Raw genomic sequence first — 15,534 nt, forward strand, 5'->3', positions numbered from 1 at the left:
GCGGATATCATGCCCGCCAATGACACGCCTCAGCCAGGAGCAGGTGGACACCGCCCTCGACCAGCTTGCCAAATGGACCCAGTCGGGTGACTCGATCCAGCGGACCTACCTGCTGAAAGACTTCGCGGCGGCCATGCAGTTCGTGAACGCCGTGGCCCAGGAGGCGGAGCGTCTCCAGCACCACCCGGACATCCTGGTCCGTTGGAACAAGGTCACGCTGACCCTCTCGACCCACGACGCCGGTGGCATCACCGAGAAGGACATGGACTTCGCCGGGGTCGCGGACAAGCTCGGCGCGTCTCACAAGTCGAAGTGATCAAGTCCGACCCGTGCGTCGGGAACACGGGTCGCGCCCGCGCGAGGCCGACGCGCGTCGTGCCGCGCTGCACCACGCCTCAATGCAGGGTGATGTCCCGCAGGGCCTGTCGAAGGAGCGACGCGCGAATCGCCTTTGCCGCCTGCTCATCATGAGCCGCGGGCTCCGACGCGACGAGGTGGGCCGGCTGCGTCTGCACGAGCAGCATGCTGAGCCGATCAAGCGGCAGGCCGCCGACCAGCCCCGCCGCGACACCGAGCCTGAGGCTTGAGAGCAGCTTGAGCGACTCATCCGCCGTAAGCAGGCGGGCCGCCTGAAGCGTCGCCGCTGCACGGTGGACCTTGTCCTCGGCGACCAGACGCGAACGCTCAAGCAGCATTGCCCTCGCTTCGCGCTCATAGGCAACGATCTGCGGAACGATTCGCTGGGCGAACTCCTCGAGGAGATCTTCCTCCCGAACTCCGAGCGTCACCTGGTTGGAAATCTGGAAGAAGCTGCCAATCGCGTCGGTGCCTTCGCCGTAGAAGCCGCGGACGGCGAGGTTCAGGTCCTTCGCCGCGCGCTTGACCCGCTCCAACTCGCCGGTGAGTTTGAGGGAGGGCAGGTGGACCATCACGGAGACGCGAATGCCGCAACCCACATTGGTGGGGCACGCCGTCAGGTAGCCCCAACGCGGGCTGAACGCGTAGTCCAGTGTCTGACCGAGCGCTTCGTCGAAGCGATGGGCCTCGGTCATCGCCCGCTCAAGGTCGAGGCCTGGCCGCAGCGCCTGAATGCGAAGGTGATCTTCCTCGTTGACCATCACCGAGAGTTCGCCCTCGCAACCGAGCGCGACGGCCCGCGGAAAGTCGACCTCCGCGAAGTTCTTGCTGATGAGGTGCTGCTCCACGAGCAACTGCCGTCGATGGGTGGATGCCTTCTCCATGGGCAGCCACTCCATCGCGCCATCCGGCAACGCAGACTTGGAGGCGCGGCGCACCGACTCAACGACCTCGCTCCGCTGAGGATCGCTCGCCCGGGTGACGAATGGAACTCCCGCCAAGTTCCGCGCCAGCCGGATGCGACTTGAGACGACGACATCGGCATCAGGTCCAGCAGCGCCGGGGCTGCCGGAGGGGCCGTCGGCGCGGAGCCTCATGCCTTCGCCTCCGCGCAGTCATCGCCCTCTTTCGAGCCGCCTTCATCGAGCGCATGCAGGCGATCACGCAGTCGCGCAGCGCGCTCGTACTGCTCGGCGGCAACCGCTGCCTGCAACTCCTGGAGCAACCGGGCTCGCTGAAGTCCGCGCTCGACCCGACCGGGAGAACCGCTCGGTGCGCGGCCGACATGGTGGGTCGCGCCCGCCTGCGCGCGGGCGATGAGCGTGCCGAGGTCAGGTTGAAATGCGTCGTAACAGGAGGGGCAGCCGAGGATGCCGCTCTGGCGGAACTCAAGCACGGTCAGCCCGCACCCCGGGCAGGTTCCCGTTCCCTTGCCGCGCCGAACCTCTCCATGCTGTTCGACGATCTTCGAGAGCAGCGTCGTCACCGGCAGCGGGGGAATCTCAAAGCCATGGGCCTGCGCATGCTCGGCGCAGAGGTGGACCTCGCTGGTCTTGCCGTTTCTGATGACCACTTCGTGGACGACCGCAGGTTTGTCGCAGTGGTCACACTTCTTCATCGGAGAGCCGATTCTATTCGCCTCGCAGCGTGGTGACGCATGGGACCGCGGGAGTGGAGCGGTCAGGAGGCGGAGGCCTTGCGGATGGCCACGAGCGTCCGAAGCAGGCCGGGAACGGCATCGAGCGGCAGGGCGGTGGGGCCGTCGCTCAAGGCGGTGGATGGGTCCGGATGGCACTCGAGGAAGATCGCGTCGACCCCGGCGGCCACCGCGGCGCGGGCCAGCAGTGGCGCCCGATCGGGGCGGCCCCCGGTGACGGCGCCGCTCGCTCCGGGGAGCTGGGTCGAGTGGGAGACATCGAAACAGACTGGAGCGCCCAGATCGCGCAGATCTCCCAGGCCGATGAAATCGTTCACCAGCCGGTGATAGCCGAAGAAGGTCCCGCGCTCAGTAAGCATCACATGGCGGCAGCCCCCTTCGCGCAGTTTGCCGAGCACGCCTCGCATCTCGAGGGGTGCCATGAACTGCCCCTTCTTGACATTCACGGGTTTGCCGGTGTCGGCGGCGGCGAGCAGCAGATCCGTCTGCCGGCAGAGGAACGCGGGAATCTGGAGCATGTCGACGGCCGACGCCGCGGCCGCGGCCTGTTGCGGTTCGTGGATGTCCGTCGTCACCGGAACGCCGAGTTCGTCGCGCAGTCGGCGCAGACGATCAAGGCCCTTTGAGGCTCCCGGACCTCGTGGGCTCGAAAGACTGCTCCGGTTGGCCTTGTCGAAGCTCGCCTTGAAGCAATAGGGAAGTCCGAGTTCCCGACAGGTGTCTCGGATCGTGACACCAATCCGGCGGTTGATGGCGTCATCCTCCAGAGCGCAGGGGCCGGCGATGACAAGCATCGATGAAGCCGGGCGTTCGAAAAACGCGAGCAGTGGAGCTGCGTAGGAGGTTTCGGACATGGCGTCTGGCGCGATCGTGTCAGGCTGAGATCGGTCGAGAGGACAGGACTTGACCCGTTTTGTATCCGACAATGGAGTCGGGCGGCGCCCTACCGGCGCCGGAAGGAGGCGCGCATGAGCGTTCCGTTCATGGGACCGGAAGCGTTCGGAGAGTTCGTCCACAAGCTCTTTCGCCGCAATTGGCCCGACCGCAAGTCGGAGCTGAGCGGCCCGCTTTCGCTTCATGTCGATGGGCGGAGTCTCGGCCTCGAGAATCTCTTCCGCATGTGCCGACAGGACCCTGATCGAGCGGTTGACATCGTGGAGCACTACTTCGATCGCCTGCTGGAAGGTGATGCGCTCGGGTCGATTCCGATGCCGTTCGCCGTGGCGAGGCATCGCATCATGCCGCGCATTCAGCCGGAGTCGATCTTCTCCCAGATGGACCGCCAGCTCGTCGCCCATGTGCCGTTCGTGAATGGAACGGTGATCGTCTTCGTCATCGACCTGCCTCATGTGACCGTGAGCGTCACGACGGAACAGATGATCCGCTGGGGCGTCCAGCCCGAAGAACTTGAGGAAGTGGCGCGGGAGAACCTTGCTCGCTACTCGCCGGAGCTGCGCGTGCAGATGGTCGATTCGACCGAGGGTGGTCGGGCCGCGCTCGTCTCCATGCAGGATGGGTACGACGCCGCGCGGCTGCTGCTCAGCCGCCTGCACTCGCGACTGGCACCAGAGCTCAAGGGCGACTTCTATGTCGCCACGCCGGCGCGGGACATGTTCCTTGCGCTCACCTGCGACCCCGCGGAGTTCGTGAATCGGCTCCAGGAGCGGGTGGAACGGGACTATCGTCGGCTTCCATATCCGATCACGAGCAACCTCTTCCTGGTGACGCGCGACGGCGTGGCGGGGACCGCGGCCGAAGCAGCGTAGGCTCTCCGCCGTGCTGCTCCTGATCGACAACTACGACTCCTTCACCTTCAACCTGGCGCATGCCTTTCTGGTGCTTCGACCCGAGATTGAGGTGAAGGTCGTTCGCAACGACGCGATCACGCTGGCCGAGGCGAGAGCATTGGCTCCGTCGCACCTCGTGATCTCACCGGGACCGTGCACGCCGCGCGAGTCGGGCATCTCTCCCGAGTTGATCGAGGCCTTTCGAGGGGTGATTCCGATCCTCGGGGTGTGCCTCGGCCATCAGGCGATCGGCGCATGCCACGGCATGACGGTCCGCCGGAACAGCCGCGCGGTGCATGGCAAGACCTCCATGATCCGGCACGACGGGCGCGGGATCTTTGAAGGAGTGCCCAATCCCTTTCAGGCGACGAGATATCACTCGCTGATCGTCGATCGGGCGACGGTGACACCGGACTTCGAGGTCTCCGCGTGGACGGAGGAGGACGAGGTGATGGGCCTGCGATGGCGCGGATCGAAGAATCCGAGCGCGCCCCTCGACGGTGTGCAGTTTCACCCTGAGAGCTACCTCACCCACGATGGTCCGAGGCTGCTCGAGAACTTCCTCAAGTCGGCGGTGCAGCGCGATGAGTCTCACTCGAAGCGGCGCGACGCGAGCTCCGCGGTCTGACCCCCGGTGCCGCGCCGATCGGCGATGGTGGTGAGTCAAGGAGCGTCCTCGCCATCGAGCCAGCCGGTCCGCCTCAAGTCGCGTGTGGCCTCGGTGGGACCGCCCTGAAGTTGCTCGAGTTGGCGGCTAAGTTCGCCGATCTCCATGCGACACGCTCGATAGGCCTCGGTCTCGCCGCGGTTCCGGTGCCAAATCGCCCGATCCTTGCGTTCGGACAAGCGAAGGACGATCGCTTCGATCCGATCGGGCTCCATGGCCAGTAGTGAGGCGCTGACACGATCGGCAGCCAGCAGGTGTTGCCACGCCGCGTCGAGATCGTTCGTGGCGATGGAGCCTCTTGCCGCGAGGTACAGCGTGTGTCCAAGCTGCGCTCGATAGTGGAATCGCCTCGGCTCGCGGGCGACGAGAGCGGTACCCACCGCGATCGCTTGATCGAAGTGCCGTGTCGCGTCGGCGTGCCTGCCGAGGTCGCTCATGGTCATGGCGATTCGGCGATGTCCTTCGAGGAGCGTGTAGTGGGAGAGCGATCGATCCGGAGTTCGTTCGACGAGCTCTTCGGCGATTCTCAGTCTCTCATGCATGCTGGTGAGAGCCACCTCTGGGTCGGCCCGGACCTTCGGAGTTGGCCAGACTCGATCGAGGGCCCAGGTCAGGTCGTCAAGGATGCCCACATCTTCAGGGTGTGCCTTATGGAGCACTCGAAGGAGATTGAGCGCCGCCTCGTACTGAACAAACGCCTCGTCAATGCGTCCCTCCTCGTGGACCACATCGCCCATAAGTACGATCGCCTGCGCCTCGCGTCGCCGAAGCGCTGGATGGCCGGGGCGCTCCCGAGCCATGATGGTGAACTCATGGAGCGCCTGCGCTCTCAGGGTCCGGGCACGGTCGAGGTCCGCGGACTCCATCGCCACATTGCCCAGTTCTTCGATGAGACGAGCCCGCGCCATGCGGAGTTGCAGGTCCTCGGGATCGATTCGAAGCAGCGCTTCCGTCCGCACAAGAAGCGACTCGGCCAGGGACCTCCGCGCGGCGCTGGTCCCAATGACGGGGTGGAGTGCATCGATGACCCCATCAAGGATCAGCGCAATCTCGTCGCGCTGGCTCTCAATCTGGCGCGAGAGACTATCTCGTGAGATCACCACCGCGGCCACGGCCGACATCGAGGCGAGCACCGCAATGAGGATAAGAACCGCCGTCACCGGCGCTCGCCGCGCCGAGAGTAGCAGTCGTTCCGGAAGACGAGCGGGGCGCGCCACGATCGGCCGATCGTCGAGCAGTCGCCGGAGATCGTCGGCGAGCGCCGCGGCGGAGGGGTAGCGATCGGCTTCAAGCGGCGCCGCCGCACAGTCGATGATCGCTTCGAGGTCGCGCTGCCGACGAAGGTGCGCCGCGACGCCGCTTGAGAGGTCAACATGGTCCGATCGGCGGCCCTGCATCAACTGGCGACCAATGGCGAGTCTGCGCCCGGTGAGCACCTCGTGAAGGATCACTCCGAGGGCGTAGACATCACTTCGAACTCCGGCCGATTGCCCGGCAAGCTGCTCCGGGCTCATGTACGCCAGCGTGCCGAAGACCTGTCCCTCCAGGGTCAGCCGAGTCTCCGAGCCAGGCTCGCGCTCCAACAGGCGCGCGATGCCGAAGTCGATGACCTTCACCTTCCCGTCGGGCATCGAGAGAAGCACATTGCTTGGCTTCAGATCTCGGTGGATGACTCCCCGTCCGTGCGCGTGTTCAACCGCTCCGCACACATCGAGGATCTTCTCAATGCGGGCGCGGGCATCGAGGTGGAGCACTTCGCATGCGCGATCGATGGGCATTCCCTCGATGAACTCCATGGCCAGGAAGCGGCGACCATCTCGCGTGACACCTGCGTCGGTGATCCTCGCAATGCCCGGGTGATCGAGCATGGCCAGAACCCTCGCTTCCTGTTCGAAGCGACGCTGATGCAGGCGAAGCGCCACGGACGCGCGGGATGGATCATGGGGTGAGCCGGATGAGCGATCACTCTCCGCTTCCAGCCATGCGTCGGCGAAACACTTGATGGCCACCACCCTGCGCACGGGTTGAAGCTGCTCGGCGAGGAAGACCTCTGTGGAACTGCCGCGAGAGATCCGCCGGATGATCCGATAGCGATCGTCAACTTCGGGCCATGCCCCGACGGATGCGTCGCCATGGTGACTGGCGACGCCGCTGCGTTCACTCCCCAAGGCCTCGGTCACCAGTCCGGCGAGTGACGCCTCTCCCGGAGCACCATCGGGCGATGGGTGGTGCTCGCTCTCTTCATCAGCGAGCGCAAGCATGGAACGCACCGCGCTGGCCACCTCCGGTTCGGCAGACTCCAGTTCGCTCAGGAGAGTTTCGCGCTGAGAGCGATCGCCGGCACGGGCGCGGAGAAAGGCGTCCCGAACGCGGATGTAGTCAACGGAGTTGCACGCGTGCGCGTCCATTCAAGCGGGTCCTGAGCCAGAGCCGGGCCGCCTCGACATAGTCCTGAATCCGACGCCCGCTCAGGCCCAGTCGATCGCCGATCTGGTCATGGGTCATCCCCCCGAGAAAGCGCAAAACGAAGGCCTGGGCGGAAACGGGATCGGTCGATTCCAGAATCTTCAGTTCCTCGTCCAGCTCGACCAGGGAGTAGCCACGGGAAACGGCGTCCGAGGAGGCGTCGAAAACCACCAGGCCGTCGAGATTGAGCTCGCATCGAACCCAGTCGCGCCCCCGTCGCTCCGCCCGGCGATGGCGTGCATGGTCAACCAAAATGTTCCTCATGGCCGTCGCGACATAGGCCAGAAAGGCACCCTTGGACTGAAAACGGAACTGCTCCGACTGCACCAGCCTGATCCAGACCTCGTGGATCAGCGCGGTGGGCTGAAGGGTGTGGTCTCTCGGCTCGCCCTTGAAGAACGACTCTGAGAGCGCTCGGATCTCACTCCCCAACTTGGTGAGGAGATCGTCGATCGACTCGTCTTGCGCTGCGCACTTGCGGGACACCGCCAGAACCTCCCTCCGACCCCGGCGGCCCTCCCCGGATTCTCCCATGCTACCGGCCCGACCTCGAGTTCAAGCCTGCCGAGGCGTGAAGGTCGTGCCACTTTCGGCGTAAAAATTGACGAGATCGCCGGTCTGAAAGTCGCTGGCCAACTGGCCCTCGCAGAGATCGAACCAGATCGGCACCGCGGCGCGGACGAGCAGACGGTTGCGCTCGAGGTCACCGGCGAGCACGCGACCTTGGACGATTCGGGGGTGTCCCTCGATGGGCTCGATGAACGCGCCGCCTGCGCTGGCCCGGTGCATGCGAAGGGCGCGCCCATTGATGACACCCTCGACACGACGACCGGGTTCACCGGGAAAGGCAGCCAGCGGCGCCCCCGGCTTCAAATGCAATCGATATTCGCTGCCCGGAACGGAGAGGACAACCAATTCATCGGAGGCAGAGTCGACCCTGACCCGGGCGAGGTCATCGATAGCGCTGTCGCGGGGAGCATTCGTGACGGATGACGAGGAGTTGATCGGCGCGTTCATGTCGGGTGTCGTGGAACTGTCAGATGATGAGAAGTTGATGAGGTCCGGGGACCGTGGAGGCGCTCGGCGCGCCTCATTCGCTGGTGAGAACGCGCTTCCGCTGGCCGTTGGCTGAGTAGATCGCCACCTCGCCATCGCCGCGCGGATCGACGCTCGCTCGGACCACCGAGTTGCCGTCACCGCCGCGCACCGTGATCGCACCACCCTGACCATCAGCGGCGGCACCCATCACGAGGGCGGGGCGGCCATCGAGGGAGAAGAGATTCACCTGGCCGCCAGCGCTGCCCGATCCGAGCGCCGCCACGCGTGTGCCCGCGGAGAAGAAGGAGAGAAGCCCGGTGTGCTGCGGGCCCGCTTCGAGAATGATGGTCGCGTCACCGCCGGCACCGATCATCGCGCGGCCGCTGCCATCGACTCGGGCGTCCACTTCGAAGATGGGCCGCGACACGGGTGCCGATGGTGATTGAGCCGGCGCAGCGCCGGTCGGCGCCGCGCTTCCGCCCACGCTTGGCGGGGCCTGAAGTTGCGAAACGCTACTCCGCTGCGAATCGGCGACGCTGATCTGGATCATGCCAGCCTGACCGCGGTCTCCGGCGCCGATCAATGCGACGGGCGGACCACCGGACGCGAAGGCCTCAAAGACGCCGCCACCGGGCGCCGCGACGATCGCCGCCGAGGGCGCGCCGTCGCGATCGGCCACTCGAAGGAGCCCCGCGCTGACCTTGTTGCTGCCGGCATAAAGCACCTCGCGGCCCGCCGCATTGACGATGCTCACGGCCGCGCCATGTTCGCGTGACACGCCGGCGAGGAAGCCCGGCTTGCCATCGGCCCAGAATGACTCGAAGCGTCCGCCATCGGCCGTCGCATAGGCGCTCACGGCCTGCTCGCCCTTCTCGTTCCAGAGGACGAGGTCACCGCCGAAGTCACTGGCGCCGAGGCGCATCGTGTTCGCGCCGGAACGACTCCAGAGGTCGATCTGTCCGCCGCTCGGCGCTGCGGTCGCCACGAGGACGGGCTTGCCCTCGGCGCCGATGATCTCAAGGCGGGTCGTTCGGACGACATCCATGATGAATGCGCTCGGCATCGTCATCGCGCCGAGCGCCGCGACGGTGCCTGCGCCGATGACGCCAAGGGCCGCCGCGCGCCACCGCGCGGCACGGCGCTCCGAGAGACGAAGGGACGCTTCCAGTCGATCAAGTCGCTCTTCAACACTGGGCATGCGAGGCTCCATGAGATTCGGGGTCGATAGCATACGGCCCCATCATGCCACGAACGAACGGACGCCGCGCCCCTCGAACTTCCTCGCCATCCCGACGCTCGAAGTCCGCCGCGAAGTTGGCCGTTCCCGAAACGCCACTGGGCACCGTGCGAGAGCGAGCCCGAATGAACCGAGGTCCGACCCTTGGTGTGGCGCTGATCGGAAGTCGATTCATGGGGCGGGCGCACTCCAACGCCTGGTCACAGTGTGCTCGGTTCTTCGACCTTCCACGAGCTGTGTCGATGCAGCTTGTGGCGGGGCGCGATCGAGCCCACGCGAAACGATTCGCGGCGCGGTGGGGGTGGGCGGAGGGAAGCGGTGAGTGGCGCGATGCACTCAACGATTCCGAGGTGTCCCTCGTCGATGTCGCGACGCCCAATCACCTCCATGCGGAAATGGCCATCGCGGCTCTTCGCTCGGGGCGTCATGTCGCATGCGAGAAGCCGCTCGCGGGAACGCTCGACGACGCGCGTCGCATGCGCGACGAGGCGCGCAAGGCGGCGAAGCGGGGCGTCCGCACCTTCGTCTGGTTCAACTATCGTCGATGCCCGGCAGTGGCGCTGGCGCACCAACTGGTTCGTGAAGGGCGCCTCGGTGAGATTCGCCATGTCCGGGCGCACTATCTCCAGGATTGGGGACGCGGGGCGCCAGCCGGTCTCTGGCGCTTCCGACGCGATGAAGCCGGATCCGGTGCGCACGGCGATCTGAACGCGCACATTGTCGATATGGCCCGCTTCATCACTGGGCTCGAGGTGGTCGAGGTGACCGGCGCGATTGAACACACCTTCGACAGAAGGCACCAAGTGGACGACGCGGTGCTCTTCCTTGCCCGTCTGCGTGGTGGAGCAGTCGCCTCCTTCGAGGCGACGCGCTTCGCGACCGGGAACCAGAACCGCAACGAGATCGAGGTGAACGGCGAGAGGGGCGCCCTGCGATTCGATTTCGAGCGGATGAACGAATTGCTCTGGTGGAATGACACGCTTCCCTCGAAGCTGCGGGGTTGGAGCCGCATCATGTGCACGAATGCGGGGGACCATCCCTATGCCTCGGCCTATTGGCCTGCGGCGCACCTCATCGGCTATGAGCACGGCTTCGTGAGCATGGCGGCGGACATCGTTCGGGTGCTCGGGGGCGGTGAGCCGGTGGTTCCACTGCCCGATTTCGAGGATGGCTGGATGACCCAGTGCGTTCTCGAGGCGGCCATTCGCTCCGCTCGAAGCGGACGCTCGGTGAAGCTCTCGGCGATTCGTTGAGCCATCGTGACTATGCGGATCGAGGTGTCCACCGTCGGGCGCGCTTCGCCGCGCGGGACGGCGCCGAGTTGGGCTCGACGCCAGACCTCGCCGCGGTCAACGCCGCACCTCGATGGATCAGCGCCATGTCGCGCAGCAGTCGGCACGACATCGCTCGAGTAAGTTCGTGCAACAAGTCACGAGCCGGCGCGGCAGCCCGATGGCGCGATCACAACAGCGTGCGTTCCTCGAACAGCTCAGCCATGTCGCCCACAAGGCGGGGCTCTCTCAACTTTGGAACTTCGCGGCTGGAACGGGAGATTTCATGGACAGGCGGGGATCTGCGCCGATAGTCTCTGGAGGTCGAACAGGAAGGAGGGCGTCATGCCCGATCGTGGGTCCTGTCGTTCAAACCCGAAGTGGAACGGAGGTGGTCATGTCGCACCGTGACATCGATCACCTGGTCCATGCGCTCATGCCGGCGGCGAAGTGCGTGCTCGCGCGCGAACGAGCCATGCCTCCGATGGGCGCGGAGATGCTCCCCGATGGCGAGGTCATCACGCGATGCACCCATGGTCACGGCGAACGCACGCGAGACCCCAAGGGAGCGGTCAAGGCCTTCGAGGAGGAGTTCCGCAGCAAGGCGGCGCTCGGTCAGGTTCGCGCGGTCGCCATCTGCATGAGCGTGACTACACCGTCGCGCGATCGGGCTCGCAAGACCCACGCCATCTGCATCTCGGTGGAGCATGAGTCCGGTGAAGCGATGGATGTCTATTGCCCCTATCGCAAGGGATGGTTCGGACGCTTCCGCTATGGAGAGCCCTTCTCGCAACGGCGCGAGGCTCACATCTTCAAGGTCAAGGCCCATGCCACCACCATCCGCGGTGAGCATGTCTCCCGTACACTTCGGGGCCTTGTCTCCGAGCGACACCAGTCTCACTGATCGAACTCCCGGCACTGCGGCCGAGCGACACGGCGCATCGGCCGCGGTGCCACCCGTGACCGGGACGCCATCGGCGGCCGAGTCGTCGACCGACCGCACCGGGCCGAGCGGCACATTCCACAGGGGCGAACCAGCAACCGGAACCGCCTCTGCGGGGCCCGGCGATGCGATCGCAGCGGCTCTTGAACGGGCCATCGGCGCGCTTCGCTCGCTTCAGCGCGAGGATGGCCACTGGTGCGCTGAACTCCAGGGTGACTCGATTCTCCAGAGCGAGTACATCCTGATGAAGTGGATTCTGGGGCAGGAGCGCCAGCCTCTGGCCGATGGTCGCCCCGCCTCAACACTGCTTCGCATCGTCAACCAACTCCGGGCACAGCAGCGCCCCGACGGCGGGTGGGGCCAGTATCCGGGATCGGGCGTTGACCTCTCCGCGACCGTCAAGGCGTACTTCGTGCTGAAGCTCTATGGCGATGACCCCGAGGCGCCGCACATGCGGAGCGCTCGGGAGATCGTCCTCCGGATGGGCGGCGCGGAACGATGTAACTCCTTCTCCAAGTTCTATCTGGCTTGCCTGGGGCAGATCTCGTGGAACGCGGTGCCGGCGATTCCGCCCGAACTCGTCTATCTGCCAAAGTGGTTCTACTTCCACATGGACAAGATGAGCGCTTGGAGCAGGACCATGATCCTGCCGCTCGCGCTCGTGGTCACGCTGCGGCCGACGCGTCGTCTGCCTACGGAGCTCTCGATCGACGAGCTCTACCTGAATCTTCGCGATCGTCATCGCCTCCTGATGCGAAGCGATGTGCCGCTTCGCTGGCGCCGCTTCTTCGGCGTCATCGATGCAACACTCAAGGCTCTGCATGGTCTCGGCGGATCACCTCTGCGAGGCCGCGCGATCGCTCGATCTCTCAAGTGGATTCTCGCCCGCATGGGGCAGGATGCGCCGGCGCCGACGGAAGGCCTCGGGGCCATCTTCCCGCCGATGGTCTATGCGCAGATCGTCTTCAAGGCGCTCGGCTGGGATCGTTCCAACCCCATCTGGCGCCGCGCCGAACTCGAACTCGACGCCTTCATGATCGAGGAGGGCGATCGGATTCGCCTTCAGCCCTGCTTCAGCCCTGTGTGGGACACGGGCATTGCGCTCTATGCGCTCGCCGACGCCGGGCTGAGTGTGGGCGATGCATCGGTCCGACGCGCCGCGGAGTGGCTCGTGGGCCGCGAGTGCAGACATCGAGGTGACTGGGCGGCGAACCTTCCGGCGGGAGTCGAGCCGTCGGGGTGGTGGTTCGAGTACCGAAACGCCTGGTACCCCGATGTCGATGACACGGCCATGGTGGCGATGGCGCTGCGTCGCAGCGAGCATCCGGAAGGCAAGGCCGCGGCGGAGCGGGGAGTTCGCTGGATCCTCGCCATGCAGAATGATGATGGCGGCTGGGCAGCCTTCGACAAGACGCGCGATCGGCGCATCTATGAGTATGTCCCCTTCGCCGATCACAACGCGATTCAGGATCCGAGCTGCCCGGACATCACCGGCCGCGTGCTCGAGTGTCTCTCCTGGCATGGCTATCGCCTCGATCATCCGGCGGTGGCGCGCGCGATCAACTACATCCGCTCGCATCAGGAGCGCGATGGGTGCTGGTTCGGTCGCTGGGGAGTGAACTACATCTACGGCACCTGGCAGTCGGTGATCGGTCCGATCCGCTGCGGCGTCTCTCGCCATGAAGAGTGGATCGCTCGCGCCGGCCGCTGGATCAAGAGTGTGCAGAAGCCCGATGGCAGTTTCGGTGAGAGCGCCAACTCCTACGAGGATGCCTCGCTCAAGGGGCAGGGCCCGAGCACGGCGAGCCAGACGGCATGGGCCGCGATGGTGCTTCAGGAGATCTACGGACCCGATGACCCCGATCTTCGTCGAGCGCTCGAGTGGCTCGCTCGCACTCAACTGACGCCCGAGCAGGCGGCGGATCGCGGCGCGAATCCCGATGGCGACCCGCCCGGAAGCTGGTGCGAACTCGAGTTCACCGGCACCGGCTTCCCGCGGGTCTTCTATCTGCGCTACCACCTCTATCGCCTCTACTTCCCGCTGATGGCGCTCGCGCGCGGAGTGCGCGGACGCAGTCAGAAGGGGGTCGACGCCGTGAACGAGACGCGCTCACCCGTGACGGGGTGATTGAACGCCAGCTCGCGCGCATGAAGCAGCATGCGAAGGCCGGGTGGTCGGAGTTCCGCCGGCGCATAGAGATCGTCGCCGACGATCGGCAAGCCGATCCAGAGCAGGTGCAGGCGAAGCTGATGGCCCCGTCCGGTGATCGGTTCGAGTTCGAGCCGAGCGCCGGATCGTGACGCGGGAAGCTCTGACGCGCCGGGAGTCGCGAGCGCCGGCAAACTGGTCAAACGCTCGAGCACACGCCAGCGCGTGAGGCTCGGACGGCCATGCGTGTGACAGACCATCTGCCGCGGTGGGTCATCGAGATTCTTGCGAATGGGAAGGTCGACTTCGCCCGAGTCACCCTCGGGAGAGCCCGCGACAATCGCCTCGTAGCGCTTGGAAGTTCGTCGCTCCTGGAACTGCATGCTCAGCGCTCGATGCGTCTCCGCGTCGAGCGCGAGAACGATGACCCCTGAGGTGTCCCGATCGAGTCGATGCACGATGCGAGCGCCGGGATAGCGCTGAGCGGCGCGCGCGACGAGGCAATCGGCCTTCTCGGGACCGATGCCGGGCACGCTCAAGAGCCCCGCTGCCTTGTCGAGCACGATGAGTGCCTGATCGGCATGGAGGAGCGTGTAGCCATCGCCAGCGGTCGAGGGTGCCGTCACAGGGCCGTGAGCCTAGACTGTTCGCTCCATGCAAAGCCCTGCTCTCCGCGTTCTCGGGCGACCCGTGCCGATCCTCCTCGCGCTCGTCGCGACCACCAGTGTGATGGCGCAAGGGGCGCGCCCATCTTCGGAGAGCGCCTCGCCGCCCATCGACTGGCGCAGTGCCGAGGCGGGCATCCTGACGAACCAGACCCAGCTCACCTTCCGCGACCGCTTCGTGAAGGCGGGTGAGAGTTACTTCTCGCCCGATGGCCGCAGGATCATCTTCCAGGCGGTGGAACAGCCGACCGACGAGCGTGAACCCGATGAGTTCTACGCGATGTTCGTCGCCGATCTCATCACTGCTGCGGAGTCGGACGGGGCACCGCGCTGGCAACTCGAGAACATCCGGCGCGTGAGCCCGACGGGCAGCGCGAACACCTGCGGCTGGTTCCACCCGATCGACCCCGATCGCATTCTCTTTGCCACGACCATCGGGCCGCCGACCGCTTCTGATCCTCCCGGCTTTCAGCGCGGAACCAGCCGCTATCGCTGGAGCTTCCCGCCCGAGATGCGGATCGTGGAGGCGAAACTCTCCGAGTTGCCTCTCGTGCCGCTCGCCGCCGAAGCCAAGCCCGGTGACCCGAGCGACATTCCCACGAACCTTCTGCGCCTGCTGGCCGGCGACGGGCGCGCCTATGTAGCCGAAGGCTCCATCTCCAACGACGGTCGCACGCTTCTCTTCTGCTCGCTTGAGACCAACGAAGGTGACCTCTTCGTGAAGGACCTCGAGAGCGGCTCGATCACTCCGCTCGTGATGGCCCCGGGCTATGACGGCGGGCCCTTCTTCTCGCCGACCGGAGACCGGATCTGCTACCGCAGCGATCGCCGCGGGAACAACCAACTTCAGTTGTATGTGGCCGACCTCGAGCGCGATGCGGAAGGTCGCGTGATCGGCGCGACGACCGAGTACGCCGTCACGGCCAACAGCGATGTGAACTGGTGCCCCTACTGGCACCCGGCAGGCGAACACCTGGTCTACGCCTCGAGCACCGTGGGGCACCGAAACTACGAGATCTTCGTCGTCGATGCCAGAAGTGACGATGGCGCGGTGCCGCCGCAGCGTCGCTACGGCACCAATCCTCGACGAATCACCTTTGCCGACGGCGCCGATGTGTTGCCCGTCTTCGATTCCACCGGAGCGATCATGATGTGGACGAGTCAGCGCCACGACGATCGCTCAAGCCAGGTGTGGATCGCCGACTTCGTGATGCCGCTTGAACCGCGAACTTCCGATCCGGGCGTAGGGCGCGTCGGGGGTGAAGCCGCGCCGGCCAACGGCGGGGCCGCGCGCTAG

General features: G+C 65.7%; 15 protein-coding genes. 7 read left to right on the forward strand and 8 right to left on the reverse strand.

Going from position 1 to position 15,534, the window contains the following annotated elements; genetic code table 11:
- The first annotated feature begins 19 nt into the window (after window positions 1–19).
- Window positions 20–316, forward strand: coding sequence for a 4a-hydroxytetrahydrobiopterin dehydratase (locus KF724_06490; GenBank protein ID MBX3355328.1), 297 nt, complete (start codon window positions 20–22; stop codon window positions 314–316).
- A 79-nt stretch (window positions 317–395) separates the two neighbouring features.
- Here the strand turns inward: KF724_06490 and KF724_06495 are convergent, their stop codons facing one another.
- From KF724_06495 to kdsA, 3 genes are all read right to left on the reverse strand, one after another.
- Window positions 396–1,454 carry an ATP--guanido phosphotransferase gene (locus tag KF724_06495; GenBank protein MBX3355329.1) on the reverse strand — a complete coding sequence of 353 codons (1,059 nt, stop codon included), beginning with the start codon at window positions 1,452–1,454 and terminating at the stop codon, window positions 396–398.
- A complete protein-coding gene (locus KF724_06500) occupies window positions 1,451–1,975 on the reverse strand; it encodes a UvrB/UvrC motif-containing protein (protein MBX3355330.1) in 525 nt (174 codons plus the stop codon). The genes KF724_06495 and KF724_06500 overlap by 4 nt, the downstream gene beginning before the upstream one ends.
- 62 nt (window positions 1,976–2,037) lie before the next feature.
- Window positions 2,038–2,808: a 3-deoxy-8-phosphooctulonate synthase gene (kdsA, locus tag KF724_06505; GenBank protein MBX3355331.1), complete on the reverse strand. Its 771-nt coding sequence runs from the start codon at window positions 2,806–2,808 to the stop codon at window positions 2,038–2,040.
- Window positions 2,809–2,982: 174 nt separating this feature from the next.
- Between kdsA and KF724_06510 the strand changes: the two genes are divergently transcribed.
- Entirely contained in the window at window positions 2,983–3,780 is a 798-nt protein-coding gene (locus KF724_06510; protein MBX3355332.1) for a DUF1444 family protein, read from the forward strand.
- Window positions 3,781–3,790: 10 nt separating this feature from the next.
- The gene (locus KF724_06515) at window positions 3,791–4,429 is read left to right on the forward strand and encodes an aminodeoxychorismate/anthranilate synthase component II (GenBank protein ID MBX3355333.1); all 639 of its coding nucleotides are present in this window, start codon (window positions 3,791–3,793) and stop codon (window positions 4,427–4,429) included.
- A gap of 35 nt (window positions 4,430–4,464) precedes the next feature.
- Here the strand turns inward: KF724_06515 and KF724_06520 are convergent, their stop codons facing one another.
- The 4 genes from KF724_06520 to KF724_06535 all read right to left on the reverse strand — a co-directional run bounded on the left by KF724_06520 (window position 4,465) and on the right by KF724_06535 (window position 9,170).
- The gene (locus KF724_06520; GenBank protein MBX3355334.1) at window positions 4,465–6,876 is read right to left on the reverse strand and encodes a protein kinase; all 2,412 of its coding nucleotides are present in this window, start codon (window positions 6,874–6,876) and stop codon (window positions 4,465–4,467) included.
- Window positions 6,848–7,420 carry a sigma-70 family RNA polymerase sigma factor gene (locus KF724_06525; GenBank protein ID MBX3355335.1) on the reverse strand — a complete coding sequence of 191 codons (573 nt, stop codon included), beginning with the start codon at window positions 7,418–7,420 and terminating at the stop codon, window positions 6,848–6,850. Before KF724_06525 ends, KF724_06520 begins: the two co-directional genes overlap by 29 nt.
- Window positions 7,421–7,489: 69 nt before the next feature.
- Entirely contained in the window at window positions 7,490–7,951 is a 462-nt protein-coding gene (locus tag KF724_06530; GenBank protein ID MBX3355336.1) for a hypothetical protein, read from the reverse strand.
- Between the two features lie 73 nt (window positions 7,952–8,024).
- On the reverse strand, window positions 8,025–9,170 hold the full coding sequence (locus KF724_06535; protein ID MBX3355337.1) for a hypothetical protein: 1,146 nt from the start codon (window positions 9,168–9,170) through the stop codon (window positions 8,025–8,027).
- Between the two features lie 44 nt (window positions 9,171–9,214).
- On the opposite strand from KF724_06535, the gene KF724_06540 reads away from it, so the two are divergent.
- The 3 genes from KF724_06540 to shc all read left to right on the forward strand — a co-directional run bounded on the left by KF724_06540 (window position 9,215) and on the right by shc (window position 13,551).
- The gene (locus KF724_06540) at window positions 9,215–10,462 is read left to right on the forward strand and encodes a Gfo/Idh/MocA family oxidoreductase (GenBank protein ID MBX3355338.1); all 1,248 of its coding nucleotides are present in this window, start codon (window positions 9,215–9,217) and stop codon (window positions 10,460–10,462) included.
- Window positions 10,463–10,877: 415 nt separating this feature from the next.
- Window positions 10,878–11,384 (forward strand): hypothetical protein, encoded by a 507-nt coding sequence (locus tag KF724_06545; protein ID MBX3355339.1) that lies wholly within the window; start codon window positions 10,878–10,880, stop codon window positions 11,382–11,384.
- Window positions 11,385–11,439: 55 nt separating this feature from the next.
- Complete coding sequence (shc, locus tag KF724_06550) at window positions 11,440–13,551, forward strand: squalene--hopene cyclase (protein MBX3355340.1); 2,112 nt, start codon at window positions 11,440–11,442, stop codon at window positions 13,549–13,551.
- Here the strand turns inward: shc and KF724_06555 are convergent.
- Window positions 13,500–14,198, reverse strand: coding sequence for an RluA family pseudouridine synthase (locus KF724_06555; GenBank protein MBX3355341.1), 699 nt, complete (start codon window positions 14,196–14,198; stop codon window positions 13,500–13,502). The genes shc and KF724_06555 overlap by 52 nt on opposite strands.
- Window positions 14,199–14,226: 28 nt before the next feature.
- Here KF724_06555 and KF724_06560 point away from each other — a divergent pair, with 28 nt between their 5' ends.
- Window positions 14,227–15,534, forward strand: a complete 1,308-nt coding sequence (locus tag KF724_06560) for a PD40 domain-containing protein (GenBank protein MBX3355342.1) — start codon at window positions 14,227–14,229, stop codon at window positions 15,532–15,534.

Source organism: Phycisphaeraceae bacterium, assembly GCA_019636735.1.
Taxonomy (GTDB): domain Bacteria; phylum Planctomycetota; class Phycisphaerae; order Phycisphaerales; family SM1A02; genus VGXK01.